14 protein-coding genes are annotated in these 13,624 nt (G+C 44.4%); 12 read left to right on the forward strand and 2 right to left on the reverse strand.

Annotated elements, in window-relative coordinates; genetic code table 11:
* Positions 1 to 4: 4 nt before the first annotated feature.
* From HPS55_RS00115 to HPS55_RS00170, 12 genes are all read left to right on the forward strand, one after another.
* A complete protein-coding gene (locus tag HPS55_RS00115; protein ID WP_172173222.1) occupies positions 5 to 1,162 on the forward strand; it encodes a sodium ion-translocating decarboxylase subunit beta in 1,158 nt (385 codons plus the stop codon).
* A gap of 7 nt (positions 1,163 to 1,169) precedes the next feature.
* On the forward strand, positions 1,170 to 1,763 hold the full coding sequence (locus tag HPS55_RS00120) for a response regulator transcription factor (RefSeq protein WP_172173225.1): 594 nt from the start codon (positions 1,170 to 1,172) through the stop codon (positions 1,761 to 1,763).
* 617 nt (positions 1,764 to 2,380) lie between these two features.
* Positions 2,381 to 3,070, forward strand: coding sequence for a DnaJ domain-containing protein (locus tag HPS55_RS00125; RefSeq protein WP_172173228.1), 690 nt, complete (start codon positions 2,381 to 2,383; stop codon positions 3,068 to 3,070).
* A 94-nt stretch (positions 3,071 to 3,164) separates the two neighbouring features.
* A complete protein-coding gene (ileS, locus tag HPS55_RS00130; RefSeq protein ID WP_172173231.1) occupies positions 3,165 to 6,728 on the forward strand; it encodes an isoleucine--tRNA ligase in 3,564 nt (1,187 codons plus the stop codon).
* Between the two features lie 31 nt (positions 6,729 to 6,759).
* Complete coding sequence (locus HPS55_RS00135; RefSeq protein WP_172173234.1) at positions 6,760 to 7,140, forward strand: TraR/DksA family transcriptional regulator; 381 nt, start codon at positions 6,760 to 6,762, stop codon at positions 7,138 to 7,140.
* Positions 7,141 to 7,172: 32 nt separating this feature from the next.
* Complete coding sequence (locus tag HPS55_RS00140; protein ID WP_172173237.1) at positions 7,173 to 7,820, forward strand: lipoprotein signal peptidase; 648 nt, start codon at positions 7,173 to 7,175, stop codon at positions 7,818 to 7,820.
* On the forward strand, positions 7,810 to 8,775 hold the full coding sequence (locus HPS55_RS00145) for a DUF4296 domain-containing protein (protein WP_172173240.1): 966 nt from the start codon (positions 7,810 to 7,812) through the stop codon (positions 8,773 to 8,775). The genes HPS55_RS00140 and HPS55_RS00145 overlap by 11 nt, the downstream gene beginning before the upstream one ends.
* Entirely contained in the window at positions 8,738 to 8,959 is a 222-nt protein-coding gene (locus HPS55_RS00150) for a hypothetical protein (protein WP_172173143.1), read from the forward strand. The genes HPS55_RS00145 and HPS55_RS00150 overlap by 38 nt, the downstream gene beginning before the upstream one ends.
* Positions 8,960 to 8,961: 2 nt before the next feature.
* Entirely contained in the window at positions 8,962 to 10,209 is a 1,248-nt protein-coding gene (locus HPS55_RS00155; protein ID WP_172173243.1) for an MFS transporter, read from the forward strand.
* A complete protein-coding gene (locus HPS55_RS00160; protein WP_172173246.1) occupies positions 10,210 to 10,758 on the forward strand; it encodes a bifunctional nuclease domain-containing protein in 549 nt (182 codons plus the stop codon).
* 40 nt (positions 10,759 to 10,798) lie between these two features.
* Positions 10,799 to 11,515, forward strand: coding sequence for a 16S rRNA (uracil(1498)-N(3))-methyltransferase (locus HPS55_RS00165; protein ID WP_172173249.1), 717 nt, complete (start codon positions 10,799 to 10,801; stop codon positions 11,513 to 11,515).
* Between the two features lie 7 nt (positions 11,516 to 11,522).
* On the forward strand, positions 11,523 to 12,176 hold the full coding sequence (locus HPS55_RS00170) for a DUF3256 family protein (protein WP_172173252.1): 654 nt from the start codon (positions 11,523 to 11,525) through the stop codon (positions 12,174 to 12,176).
* 143 nt (positions 12,177 to 12,319) lie between these two features.
* On the opposite strand, the gene HPS55_RS00175 is transcribed toward HPS55_RS00170, so the two are convergent.
* The gene (locus tag HPS55_RS00175) at positions 12,320 to 12,970 is read right to left on the reverse strand and encodes an MBL fold metallo-hydrolase (protein WP_172173255.1); all 651 of its coding nucleotides are present in this window, start codon (positions 12,968 to 12,970) and stop codon (positions 12,320 to 12,322) included.
* 11 nt (positions 12,971 to 12,981) lie between these two features.
* Positions 12,982 to 13,602 carry a 16S rRNA (guanine(527)-N(7))-methyltransferase RsmG gene (rsmG, locus tag HPS55_RS00180; protein ID WP_172173258.1) on the reverse strand — a complete coding sequence of 207 codons (621 nt, stop codon included), beginning with the start codon at positions 13,600 to 13,602 and terminating at the stop codon, positions 12,982 to 12,984.
* Positions 13,603 to 13,624 lie beyond the last annotated feature (22 nt).

Here is a 13,624-nt window from a genome sequence, read left to right on the forward strand (position 1 = left end):
CATTATGGGATTTACAAATTTCTTGGTTGAGAACTTCAACGAGTTTCTTACCTATACTGGCTTTGCCAACGCCACTGCAGGCAATATAGCCATGATTGTTGTCGGAGCAGTCCTCATATATCTGGCGATAAAGAAAGATTTCGAACCATTGTTGCTTATCCCCATCGGACTCGGTATCATTCTCGGAAACATCCCGTTCCGCACGGATGCCGGTCTGGAAATAGGTCTTTATGAGGACAATTCCGTACTGAACATATTCTATCAGGGTGTGCGCATGGGATGGTATCCGCCGTTGGTATTCCTTGGAATCGGAGCCATGACCGACTTCTCCGCACTGATAGCCAACCCCAAACTCGTGCTAATCGGAGCCGCAGCCCAGTTTGGCATATTCGGAGCATACATGGTGGCTTTGGCCCTCGGATTCGAGCCGAATCAGGCTGCCGGTATCGCCATCATCGGCGGAGCCGACGGTCCCACCGCCATCTTCCTTTCGTCAAAACTTTGTCCCAATCTAATGGGAGCCATAGCCGTGTGTGCCTATTCGTACATGGCACTGGTTCCGCTGATACAGCCACCGTTGATGCGTCTGCTTACAACGAAGAAAGAGCGCGTAATCCGAATGAAACCTGCACGCCAGGTGAGCCAGACAGAGCGCATACTCTTTCCTATAATAGGATTGCTGCTTACGACATTCCTTGTGCCTTCCGGCCTTCCTCTTTTGGGTATGCTGTTTTTCGGTAATTTGCTGAAAGAGTCCGGCAAGACCACCCGTCTGGCCAAGACTGCCGGCTCTGCACTCAATGATGTCATTGTGATGTTGCTCGGACTGACCGTAGGTTGCTCTACACAGGCCAGCGAATTCCTGACCATCAACACTTTGTTCATCTTCGCCGTCGGTGCTTGTGCCTTTGCTGTTGCTACGGCAAGCGGTGTGCTGTTTGTGAAACTGATGAACTTGTTCCTGCCTGAAGGCAAGAAACTGAATCCTCTCATAGGAAATGCCGGCGTTTCGGCCGTTCCCATGAGTGCCCGTATCAGCAACAACCTCGGACTGGAGTACGACCGTCACAACTTCCTGTTGATGCATGCCATGGGTCCTAACGTTGCAGGAGTCATCGGTTCTGCCGTTGCAGCCGGAACACTCCTCGGATTCCTTTCATGAGTTTGTTATGAGGCAATATCAGCCTAAAATAGCTATAATCGACCCTAATACTCTCGCAGTATTAGGGTTGAAAGCTATTTTACAGGATATAATGCCGATAATGTCGGTTGACGGTTTCGGGTCGTTTGCCGAGCTTGAAGCAAACAGTCCCGATTCTTATTACCACTATTTTGTTTCGATGGACATTCTCTTGAAGTACCGTTCGTTTTTTGATGAGCGCCGCAACAAGACCATCGTTCTCAGTCCGTCGCTCGATTCTTCACGCCTTTTCCAGTTTCATTGTCTTTGCATCAATGTTCCCGAGCGCAATCTTGTCAAGTCATTGCTTGCCCTTGAACAGAGTGCCCACGCACACGGACGCAACCTGCCGCCGGCATCCGGACCGTCCGGGGCGGGCATATTGTCAGACCGCGAAGTGGAAGTGATGACATACATCGTACGTGGATATATCAACAAAGAGATAGCCGAGAAGCTCAACATCGGATTGGCCACAGTGGTCACACATCGCAAAAATATCATGGAAAAGCTGAATATAAAGAGTGTGTCCGCCCTTACCGTGTATGCTGTGATGCACGGATATGTAGACATAAACAATATTTAATGTTTATCTTCACGTACTTGGAACTTTCTTTACTTTAACGTATGTTAAGCGCTGTCGCGGACGCCATTTCCATACAAGGTTCTGAAAACGGCCCGTTTTGGTGAAAATAGAACGTATTGACTGTCAGTGCTTTATGATTTTAAGGCCTTTAAAGAAAGCAGAGAGGGCCGTTTCGTCGTGCAATATAGGCCATATTGCATTTCAATATGGCCTATATTGCACGACGAAACGGCCCGAATGGGAATGCCAAAAGGCTGGTTTTGTAGTGTTATGAGGTCAAAAACGTGCAGAAATAAGACAGGAATGTCCTTGTTTATTTTCTATTTTGATAAAAATGAAATCCGTTTTTTTCAGAATAATCCCTACATGACAACACTTTTTAAGATATAAGGTCGCATGGGCTTGCTTTTATGGCCATGTGTAATATGGATCGTAATCATATCAATATGCCGGCCCGAACAACATGCCGGCATATGTAGGGAGAAGTACGTCCGCATAGCTGCATAAACATCATTGAACGATTTTCAAACTTACGTTAAAACGCCTGTTTGTTGTCACAGATTGCCTGTCAGGCATATTTTTTGCTTGATACAAATAAATTTCAAATAACAACTGATATGGCATTTATAGACTATTATAAGATTCTTGGAGTGGATAAGGACATCCCTCAGAAAGATGTGAAGCGCGCTTATCTGAAACGTGCAAAACAGTTTCATCCCGATCTGCACCCTGACGACCCTAAGGCAAAAGCGAAGTTTCAAGCGCTTACCGAAGCATATGATGTTATAGGCGATCCAGACAAGCGAAGCAAGTACGACAGATATGGCGAGCAGTGGCGCAATGCAGATGCTTTCGGAGGTGCAGGCAACGGTGCTTACGGATATTCGGGAGGAGGTTCTCCGTTCGAGGGTTTCGATTTTTCCGGTTTCGGAAGTTCCGGTGGCGGGTTCAGTTCGTTTTTCGAACAACTCTTCGGCGGGTCAGGCCGCGGACGTACACGTGGCGGCGACAGGACAGGTTTCGGCGGTTCGCGTAGAGATACCGGCGACATGAATGCCACCGTAAGCATCGATATATATACGGCGTTGCTCGGAGGTGAAATAATGATTCAGCCCAGCAACGGGGCCAGAATAAGGCTTAAAGTGAAGCCGGAAACGCAAAACGGCACTAAAGTTCGTGTGAGAGGCAAGGGGTATGACAGAGGAGACGGCACCTATGGCGACCTTATCATAACCTATAATGTCAAGCTCCCGACGGGGCTGAGCGAGCGTCAGAAAGGACTGTTGAGAGAGATGCAGCAAGGATAAGCTATTAAAAATAGTCAATTTATTATGTTGGCTTAAAAAAAATAATTACCTTTGCGCACTATATAATAAGGAATAATAATCAAGAACAAATAATATGGCTGAGAAGTTTGCCGAGCATAATGGTTTGAATTTGACTCAAGTTAACAAGGAGATACTTGAGAAGTGGACCGAAAATGACGTGTTCCACAAGTCTGTTGATGATAGAGAGGGATGTCCCCAGTTCGTTTTCTTCGAGGGACCTCCTTCTGCCAATGGTCATCCGGGAATCCACCATGTGCTTGCACGCTCCATAAAAGACACTTTCAACCGTTACAAGACGATGAAAGGATATCAAGTACACCGAAAGGCAGGTTGGGACACTCACGGGCTTCCGGTGGAACTTGGCGTTGAGAAAGAACTTGGAATAACAAAGGCAGATATAGACAATCACGATTCCGATAAATATATATCGGTTGAAGACTACAACCGCAAGTGTCGCGAAAACGTGATGAAGTTTACGGCAGAGTGGCGCGCACTGACCGAGCAGATGGGCTATTTCGTAGATCTCGACCACCCCTATATCACTTACGACAACAAGTATATTGAGACACTGTGGTGGCTGTTGAAGCAGTTGTATGGCAAAGGCTTGCTTTACAAGGGATATACCATCCAGCCTTATTCGCCCGCAGCCGGAACCGGACTAAGCTCGCACGAGCTGAACCAACCGGGATGCTACCGCGACGTGAAAGATACCACGGTGACGGCATTGTTCAAGATTGCCGACCCAAAAGCTGAGTGGACGGAATGGGGCACACCGTATTTTGCGGCGTGGACAACGACACCATGGACGTTGCCATCGAATACAGCCCTGTGTGTTGGTCCTCGTTTCACGTATGTGGCTGTGCAGACGTACAATCCGTATACCGACGAACCGATAACCGTGATAATGGCCGAGGACTGTCTGGAAAGTTATCTTAAGCCCGAAGGAAAAGAACTTGCCATGAGTGCATACAAGCACGGCGAGAAGACTGTACCGTATCGCGTTGTTGGCAGATATACCGGTTCCGAACTCGTCGGGATGGCATATTCGCAACTGATGCCATGGGTGGCTCCATGCCAGAAGCTGGATGACAATGCGGCGCCATATGTCCGTGAATACGCAGAGACACATCCGGAGAAAGTCTTCTGTTGCGAGAATGGGAAGGACCGTTTCGTGGAACTCGGCGAACTTGCATTCCGTGTAATCCCCGGTGACTACGTCACTACCGAGGACGGAACAGGAATCGTCCATATAGCACCTACATTCGGAGCCGATGACGCCAAGGTTGCCAATGCCGCACATATCCCGCCATTGTACCTTGTCAACAAGAAGGGCGAAACACGCCCGATGGTCGATCTGGAGGGAAAATACTACGAGATGGATGAACTTGACGGTGAGTTCGTCAAGCGGTGTGTCGACAAATCATACGGTACTCATGCGGGAGATTTCGTGAAAAACGCATATAAACCGGAGTTTACCGTCAACGGAAAATATGACGAGAATGCTGCCAACAAGGCTGAAGACCTGAACATCATAATCTGCATGGAGATGAAACAGGCCGGCACGGCTCTGCGCATAGAGAAACACGTGCACAACTATCCGCACTGCTGGCGTACGGACAAGCCTGTGCTCTACTATCCGCTTGACAGCTGGTTCATACGTTCCACAGCTAAAAAGGAGCGCATGGTGGAACTTAACAAGACTATCAATTGGCAGCCGGAATCTACCGGCAGCGGACGTTTCGGCAACTGGCTGGAGAATCTGAACGACTGGAACCTGTCGCGTTCGCGCTTTTGGGGAACACCGCTGCCGATATGGCGTAATGAAGATGGTGACGAAATCTGCATTGGCAGCATGCAGGAACTTTATGACGAAATAGACAAATCGGTGGCAGCCGGAGTAATGGACAGCAATCCGCTCAAGGACAACGGATTCGTTCCCGGTGACTATTCGGAAGATAATTACAGCCGCATAGACCTGCACCGCCCGTATGTCGACAACATAATACTTGTCAGCGACAGTGGTAAACCAATGAAGCGTGAGAGCGATCTCATCGACGTATGGTTTGATTCCGGTTCGATGCCATATGCACAGATACATTATCCGTTTGAGAACAAAGAGATGATTGACGGGCGAAAGGCGTTCCCCGCCGACTTTATCAACGAAGGTGTTGACCAGACGAGGGGATGGTTCTTCACGCTCCATGCCATCGCAACTATGGTTTTCGACAGCGTGGCATTCAAGAATGTGATATCCACAGGACTTGTTCTCGACGCCAAAGGCAACAAGATGAGCAAGCATGTGGGCAACGTCACCGACCCGTTTGAAATGATGGACAAGTATGGTGCAGACCCCGTGCGCTTCTACATGATGACCAACTCAGAACCTTGGGACAATCTGAAGTTCGACCCGGAAGGTGTGGATGAAGTGCGCCGCAAGTTCTTCGGCACGCTGTATAATACATATTCGTTCTTCAGTCTGTATGCCAATGTTGACGGATTCAACTATACAGAGGCCGAAGTTCCGCTGGACGAACGTCCGGAAATAGACAGGTGGATTCTTTCGGTATTGCACTCGCTCGTCAAGGGTGTCGACAAGGAATTTCACGGTTATGATCCGACACGTGCCGGACGTCTCATCGAGACTTTCGTAAATGACGATTTGTCAAACTGGTATGTGCGTCTTAACCGTAAGCGCTTCTGGGGCAAGGAAATGAGTAAGGACAAGTTGTCGGCATATCAGACGCTCTACACCTGCCTTGAGACAGTGGCAAAACTGTTGGCTCCCATGGCTCCGTTCTATTCAGACCGTTTGTATATGGACCTTGTCGGTGCAACTGGACGCGACAACGTATGTTCGGTACATCTGGCCAGATTCCCTGAAGCAGACGAGAACTTTATAGACAAGGACCTTGAGGCACGCATGAATATGGCGCAGAAGATTACATCTATGGTCTTGGCCCTGCGCCGTAAGGTGAATATAAAAGTGCGCCAACCGCTTCAGAAAATAATGGTTCCTGCAACTGATGATGAGCAGAAACGACATATAGAGGCCGTCAAGGAACTTATTATAAACGAGGTCAATGTCAAGGAACTTGATTTCGTGGAAGGTTCGAATATACTTGTGAAAAAAGTAAAGTGCAATTTCAGAACCATGGGTAAGAAATTCGGAAAGATGATGAAAGGCGTAGCTTCCGTAATGGATGCTCTCAGCCAGGAAGAGATTGCCGGACTTGAGAATAATGGAAGCATTGCCATAAATGTGGACGGTGAAGAGGTTGTGGTCGACGCAACTGATGTGGACATTATCAGTGAGGATATTCCGGGATGGCTTGTCAGCAACGAAGGAAATCTTACAGTGGCTCTTGAGGTTGAACTCACTGATGAGTTGAAGAATGAAGGAATGGCCCGTGAACTGATAAACCGTATACAGAATCTGCGTAAGGATGCAGGATTGGAAATCACAGACCGTATCGATGTGTCTATATCGGTTGACGAGCGTATAAAGAGGGCTGTAGACTCTTTTGACGAATATATCAAGACACAGGTTTTGGCCGATTCTATCTCATTGACAGATAATGATGGAGCAGAGACCGAGTTTGACGGGCTGAAAGTCAATATAAAGGTTGAGAAGAAATAACTAATATTAATAATTTAATAATCAAGCTGTTATGATAGAAAAAGTGCGTTATAGTGATGATGAGCTGGAGGAATTCAGAGAGATCATCAATGGAAAGCTGGTTTTGGCACGACGTGACTACGATCAGATGATGAGAGTGCTGATGAATCAGGATGGCAATGATGTTGACGACACATCACCAACATATAAGATATTGGAGGAAGGCAGTGCAACTCAGAGCAAGGAAGAGCTGATACAGTTGGCAAGCAGGCAACAGAAATTCATCAAGGGTCTTGAAGCTGCTTTGATACGCATAGAGAACAAGACCTATGGTGTAGACCGTATCACAGGAAAGCTGATACCCAAAGAGCGTTTGCGTGCCGTACCTCATGCCACGCTCAGTGTCGAGTCGAAACAGAATAGAAAGAAATGACAGAGAGCAAGAATGTGTTTACTAAAGGAAGAATGGCTATATTCATAATTATAGCCATTCTTTTGATAGACCAAATAATAAAGATTTGGGTCAAGACCAACATGACTCTCCATGAAAGCATATATATAACGGATTGGTTTCGTATATGCTTTATCGAGAATAACGGCATGGCCTATGGAATGGAGATAGGCAGTAAGGCAGTCCTTTCCATATTCCGTATAATACTGATAGGTGCTATCGGTTATTATATGTATCTTCAGATAAAGAAGAAAGCCCGTTTCGGTTATATAGTCTGTTTGGCAATGGTGATAGCCGGAGCATTAGGCAACATATTTGACTGCATGTTCTATGGTCTTATATTCAATGCATCGTCTGATTTTTACACATCTTATTTTGTTCCTTTCGGTACCGGTTACGCTCCTTTCCTAATGGGAAAGGTGGTGGATATGTTTTATTTCCCGCTAATCGTGACCACATGGCCACAGTGGATACCCTTTGTCGGAGGGGAAGAATTTATATTTTTCAGCCCGATATTCAATTTTGCCGATGCAAGTATAAGTGTCGGATTTGTACTTCTCATGCTGTTTTATCGTACTGAGTTGAGTCACATCACATTCAAGAACCAACCGGCAGAAATTGTCGACAACAAAGATGACAAAGAAACAGAACATGAAGAATAGATTCCCTTTGGGGCGTCTCGTTTATGTCATCGGTTGGGTCTGCATGTTGTCTGTGATAATGTCATGCAAGCCGACAGTGCCGTCAGATTATATACAGCCGGATACAATGGAGGACATACTATATGATTATCATATATCCCAAGCCATGGGATTCAGAAATGTATCTGCTGAAAGGTCTAATATATACAACCGGAATTTGTATTATCACGCAGTGTTGAGAAAGTATGATGTCACAGAAGCCGAGTTTGACTCGTCACTGGTTTACTATTACAGCCATGCAGACAGGCTGCGTGACATATACAAAAGAGTGTCGGAACGGATGGAGAAAAGTGCCATAAATCTTGGAGCTTCAGAAGGGGATATAGCAAAATACTCTCAATTTAATGCCGATGGTGATACTGCCAATATATGGCGTGGGGCACAAGCAACGGTATTGAGGCCGACTCCTCCATACAACAGGATGGACTTTACGATAGAGGCCGATTCTACATTCAGACGAGGCGATTCGTTCATGTTCAATTTCATGACAGAGTTTGTCTATCAGGCAGGAGCAAAGGACGCTGTCATATGTATCAATATCCGATATGACAACGACAGTGTGTCAAGTCATTACAACCACGTATCTGTATCAGGTTTCTCGCAACTCATGGTGCCTGGATGTATGAAAAATGATATTAAGTCAATCAATGGGTTTGTCTATCTGAACAACGGTAATGAGCGTTCATACACACAGAAGCTAATGTTCATAGACAGAATACAGATGATACGTTTTCACAAGAAAGTGGTTGAAGAGCCTAAAGATACAGTGCATGCACGTGTAGATGCAATGTCGGAACAGCCGATACACAGTAGTGTCGACGCCCCTAAAACCGATAAAGTGGTGATGAAAAGAAAAGATTCACCGTTACCGATACATAATGACCCCAAAAAGGATAAGGCGAATAGCAGTAAATGAGATAATAGTCCGGGAAGATATAATGCCTCAAAGCATTATTGAGATTGCTGGTGGTATTGTCAAAAGTTATTATCCGTTTACAGATGAACAGCCGTGCACAGAGTGGATTGGCGGTACTGTAGAAATAAAAACAGATGAACATGGATATCTGAGAGTTTATAAGAATGAAAATTTAATAGAATAATTATGAATCTTAAAGTACGTTTGGCACTGATGAACTTCATGGAGTTCGCAGTATGGGGAGCATACCTTACATGCATCGGACTATATCTGAGTCGAATAGGAATGGCATCGGAGATTGGTTACTTCTTTGCTGTTCAGGGCATCGTTTCTATATTCATGCCTGCCGTAATGGGAATAATAGCGGACAAATGGATTCCTGCCCAGCGATTGTTGGGCATGTGCCATCTTGTGGCAGGTGCATTTATGATTGCTGCCGGATGGTATGGCTATACAGCCGGCAACAGTTCTGAATTTTCGGTGCTGTTCTCCTTATACACTATCAGTGTCGCATTCTATATGCCGACATTGGCCTTGTCCAATTCAGTTTCATATAATGCGCTGACCAAAGCCGGTTTGGACACAGTAAAGGCATTTCCTCCAATCCGTGTTTTTGGTACCGTAGGATTCATTTGCTCAATGTGGTTTGTCGATTTGACCGGTTTCAAATCCACTCAGAACATTCTTGTTACTTCCGGCGTATTAAGCCTGATTCTCTTTTGCTATACATTTACATTGCCATCATGTCCTGTAGAAAATAGTAGCGACAGAAATGACAATAAAGACCCGTTCGGCCTGAAGGCGTTTACTCTGTTTCGTCAAAAAGAGATGGCAATATTCTTTATTTTCTCCGCATTGCTTGGTGCTTGCCTACAGATAACAAACGGCTTTGCGACACCGTTTCTTGAAAGTTTCAGCAGTATAGCCGAATATGCAGATACATTCGGAGTTCAGCATTCCAACATTCTTTATTCAATATCCCAGATGAGCGAGGTGTTCTGCATCCTCCTTATAACTTTCTTCATGAAACATTTCGGAATAAAGAATGTTATGCTTATAGCAATGTTTGCATGGGTATTGAGGTTCGGATTGCTGGGAGCCGGCAATCCCGGTCCCGGAGTGTGGATGTTCATTCTGTCAATGATAATCTATGGAGTTGCTTTTGATTTCTTCAATATATCCGGTTCGTTATACGTCGATATGACAACAGATACCTCAATGCGTTCAAGTGCACAAGGACTGTTCATGGTTATGACAAACGGCATAGGAGCAACTGTCGGTTCACTTGCTGCACAATATTACGTTACGGCACATACAGATACAAACGGAATGGTTGAGTGGCCGACATGTTGGTATGCATTTGCGGCATATGCTCTCATAATTGGAGTTGTATTTGCGCTGATTTTCCATCCGAAGAAAAAAGCAGAAGCATAGATGAAGAGCATACAACTTATATTTGACGGTATATCAGAGGTTGCCGGATGCAACGGCCTGGTCGTTCTCAGACTCACAGATACGGAGAAAAAACGTTGTTTGGGCATCATTTGTGATGAAATGATGAAAACTCAGATTGGTATCAGAAATGTACCAATTGATGTAAGAAACAAGTTTCTTCCGGAAGTGATGATGCAAATGATGGCAGAAATGAATGATAAGATATCGTACAGAATAGACATTACCGGCATTGCAAACGGAGAGTACAAGACCATGATTACCAATATGCATACGTTCAGCCAGTATTGTATCAGGCTTAGCGACGCGATTCTTTTTTCCATTATAAGCGGCACTCTTATCTTCATAGACGAGCAACTGATGCTGAAACAAAGTTCTCCATATTCGGAAAATCAGATGCAAATGCCAATACCTATAAATTCTCTTGATACAAAAAAGTTGCAAGAAGAATTGGACAAGGCCATAAACTCTGAAAACTATAGACTGGCGTCACATCTGAAGGAAGAGTTGGACAAGAGAAAGAACAGCTGACAATAGCATGGCGCTTTTGTAAAAAACATTGTTATTTGATATGAAAGAGGTAAGATACTTTTATGTTCCAAATGCTGATTCAATAACGGAACTTCCGGACGACGAGGCCCTGCACGCACTTCGTGTGCTTAGGCTGAAAGAAGGTGACAAGATGATGTTGATGGATGGGGTAGGGAACTTCTATTGTGCTGAAGTGACGCTCGCAGCCCATCGCAAATGTATGTATAAGATAACCGACACGATTCCTCAGAAGCCGCAATGGGCAGGAAAACTTGGTATAGCCATAGCGCCGACTAAAATGATGGAGCGGATGGAATGGATGGTGGAGAAAGCTACGGAGATAGGAATAGATGAAATATCGTTTCTTGATTGTCAGTTTTCAGAGCGTAAGGTCATAAAGACAGACAGACTTGAGAAGATTGTCGTTTCGGCCGTAAAGCAAAGTAGGAAGGCATGGAAACCCCAACTGAATCACATTGAGGCATTCAAGGAATTTGTCAACTGTCCGCGTCAAGGCAAGAAGTTTATAGCCCACTGCTACAACGAGATTCCGCGGAAGTTTCTTTTTGACGAATTAAGCAATGTCGATCCTGCCGACGAAGTGACCGTGCTTATAGGTCCGGAAGGCGATTTCTCAATCGACGAGGTAAAGACGGCCATTGATTGCGGATATACTTCCATCCATTTAGGACAAAGCCGGTATCGAACTGAAACCGCAGCCTTATGCGCATTGATGATGATGCAATTATCAAAATAATAAAAATATGAAGAAAATCTTTTTGGCAATAATATTGTTTGTCACAAATGGCAATCTTTATGCTCAAGGTGTAAAGATGCGTGATGTGTTCAGTCAGATGCCGGATACACTGTTGCCATATCTTTCTCAAAACAACAAACTGGATATGATGGATTTTATGGAATCAGGGATGACAGCAGATATTGTTAACGGGTTTGATGAACATACATGTATGACAACTCTTACAGATGACTATATAAGAATATCGCTTAGCCCGGCTTCATCCATAGAGATGAAATTGTTGAGTACGGATAAAATGCTGCCGGATTCTGCGGATTGCATATTATGTATGGTCCGTACTGTGGGAACGGTCCAAAAATCAAGTACAGTCAGATTCTATACATCAAAATGGACTGAGATAAAAACAATACCAGATCCGATGGCAGGTCATGCAGAGAGCACCATTGTCCATCCTGATACGATGGACATTGATGAGTTTGAAAAGTTAAAGTTATCGTTATTGTCTCCGAGAGTCGTGTATGCCAGCCTGTCTGAAAGTGAAAATACTCTGACGATTGGAATATCTCCGTCGGTACTTTCCATAGAGGATAAAACACGAATAAAACCTCTTTTAAATCAAACAACACTTAAATGGAACGGCTCAATCTTTAAAGAAGGTTAATACGGAGTAAAATATTAGCAATAACTATTGCATATAACAAATAAAGTTGTAACTTTGCAACGTGTTTTTCATGGTATTAGATTATTAAGGTTAATAAAAAGGTTGGTTGTCGTGAGACAACCAATTTTTCTTTTTTATATACCCTAATGCCGGTTGAGATACGGATTCCATTGTTTTTCTTTTTCCATTGTTGTTTGGGCACCATGGCCAGGCAATATTGTTGTTTCGTCAGGAAGCTGTTCCTGTATACGCCTGAGACTATTCATGATATCGTTATAGCTGCCTGATTCCAAGTCCGTACGGCCTATACTCATATTGAAAAGCGTATCGCCGGAGAACGCAACATTTTCCTCTTCACAATAATAAAACACGGACCCCGGAGTATGTCCCGGGGTGGACAATACTCTAAAGAGATGTGTGCCGAACTTTATATCATTGTTTTCCATCAATAACTTTCCGACAGGCGGCATGTCGTAACCAATGCTTATGTTGGCAAAAGCAACGGCCTGTTGCTTCAGTGTCTCTTGCAAATACGCATCTTTCATATGCAGTTCAGGCTTCAATCCGAATTCATTGGATATCGTATCGTTGCCAAAGTTATGGTCAATATGGGCATGTGTTTCAAGCAGATGACAAGGCTTTAGCATGTTGTTGACGATATAATCGACAACAGCACATCGTTCTTCTTCATAAAAAGCGCCGCAGTCTATGATGACGGCTTCGCGCGTTTCATCACTCACTACATAGCAATTCTCTTGAAACGGATTGCATACAAAGCGTTTAATCTGTAACATTTTCTGTTTCGTTATGCAGGTAAATATATGATATGTTTTTCTTTAAACCATGGTTCTTTAAACCAGTTGGTTATTTCTGTCACTTCGACAATATGCCTGTATTGCCTGATTTCTTCCTGAACATCACCGCCTTTCAGACATATAATACCATTGGGCACTGAATTTTTATGCTGTCTGGATATATTCTTGCCTACAATTTTCATGAGATCGGGTAATTGCATCACGGCACGACTCACTACAAAGTCGAATTTCCCTTTTTCCTCTTCACCACGCAATTGGACAGGAGTGCAGTTCTTCAATCCTATCGCTGTGGCAATCTCTTCTGCCACACGTATCTTTTTGCCGGTGCCGTCGATAAGTTTGAAACTGCATTCCGGAAACATTATGGCCAGTGGTATACCGGGAAAACCTCCCCCTGTCCCGAAATCCAGAATGTTTGTTCCCTTGCGGAAATTTACCATCTTGGCTATTGCCAATGAATGCAAGACATGATGCTCGTATAAGTTGTCGATGTCTTTACGTGATATTACATTGATTTTTGAATTCCAATCACGATATAGACTGTCGAGATTTTCAAATTGCTTTTTTTGTTGTTCAGTAATGTTGGGGAAATACTTCAAAATTTGCTGCATATACATTAAATGGTTTATTTGT

The organism is Xylanibacter rodentium, assembly GCF_013166575.1.
In the GTDB taxonomy this organism is placed as follows: Bacteria; Bacteroidota; Bacteroidia; order Bacteroidales; family Bacteroidaceae; genus Prevotella; species Prevotella rodentium.

What these genes read in the sequence shown, in the direction of transcription:
- HPS55_RS00165 (WP_172173249.1), top strand. Translation starts at nt 10,799, where the DNA reads ATGAAAGAGGTAAGATACTTTTATGTTCCAAATGCTGATTCAATAACG.
- HPS55_RS00125 (WP_172173228.1), top strand. Translation starts at nt 2,381, where the DNA reads ATGGCATTTATAGACTATTATAAGATTCTTGGAGTGGATAAGGACATC.
- HPS55_RS00140 (WP_172173237.1), top strand. Translation starts at nt 7,173, where the DNA reads ATGGCTATATTCATAATTATAGCCATTCTTTTGATAGACCAAATAATA.
- HPS55_RS00175 (WP_172173255.1), bottom strand. Translation starts at nt 12,970, where the DNA reads ATGTTACAGATTAAACGCTTTGTATGCAATCCGTTTCAAGAGAATTGC.
- HPS55_RS00135 (WP_172173234.1), top strand. Translation starts at nt 6,760, where the DNA reads ATGATAGAAAAAGTGCGTTATAGTGATGATGAGCTGGAGGAATTCAGA.
- HPS55_RS00170 (WP_172173252.1), top strand. Translation starts at nt 11,523, where the DNA reads ATGAAGAAAATCTTTTTGGCAATAATATTGTTTGTCACAAATGGCAAT.
- HPS55_RS00120 (WP_172173225.1), top strand. Translation starts at nt 1,170, where the DNA reads ATGAGGCAATATCAGCCTAAAATAGCTATAATCGACCCTAATACTCTC.
- rsmG (WP_172173258.1), bottom strand. Translation starts at nt 13,602, where the DNA reads ATGCAGCAAATTTTGAAGTATTTCCCCAACATTACTGAACAACAAAAA.
- HPS55_RS00115 (WP_172173222.1), top strand. Translation starts at nt 5, where the DNA reads ATGGGATTTACAAATTTCTTGGTTGAGAACTTCAACGAGTTTCTTACC.
- HPS55_RS00150 (WP_172173143.1), top strand. Translation starts at nt 8,738, where the DNA reads ATGACCCCAAAAAGGATAAGGCGAATAGCAGTAAATGAGATAATAGTC.
- HPS55_RS00160 (WP_172173246.1), top strand. Translation starts at nt 10,210, where the DNA reads ATGAAGAGCATACAACTTATATTTGACGGTATATCAGAGGTTGCCGGA.
- HPS55_RS00155 (WP_172173243.1), top strand. Translation starts at nt 8,962, where the DNA reads ATGAATCTTAAAGTACGTTTGGCACTGATGAACTTCATGGAGTTCGCA.
- HPS55_RS00145 (WP_172173240.1), top strand. Translation starts at nt 7,810, where the DNA reads ATGAAGAATAGATTCCCTTTGGGGCGTCTCGTTTATGTCATCGGTTGG.
- ileS (WP_172173231.1), top strand. Translation starts at nt 3,165, where the DNA reads ATGGCTGAGAAGTTTGCCGAGCATAATGGTTTGAATTTGACTCAAGTT.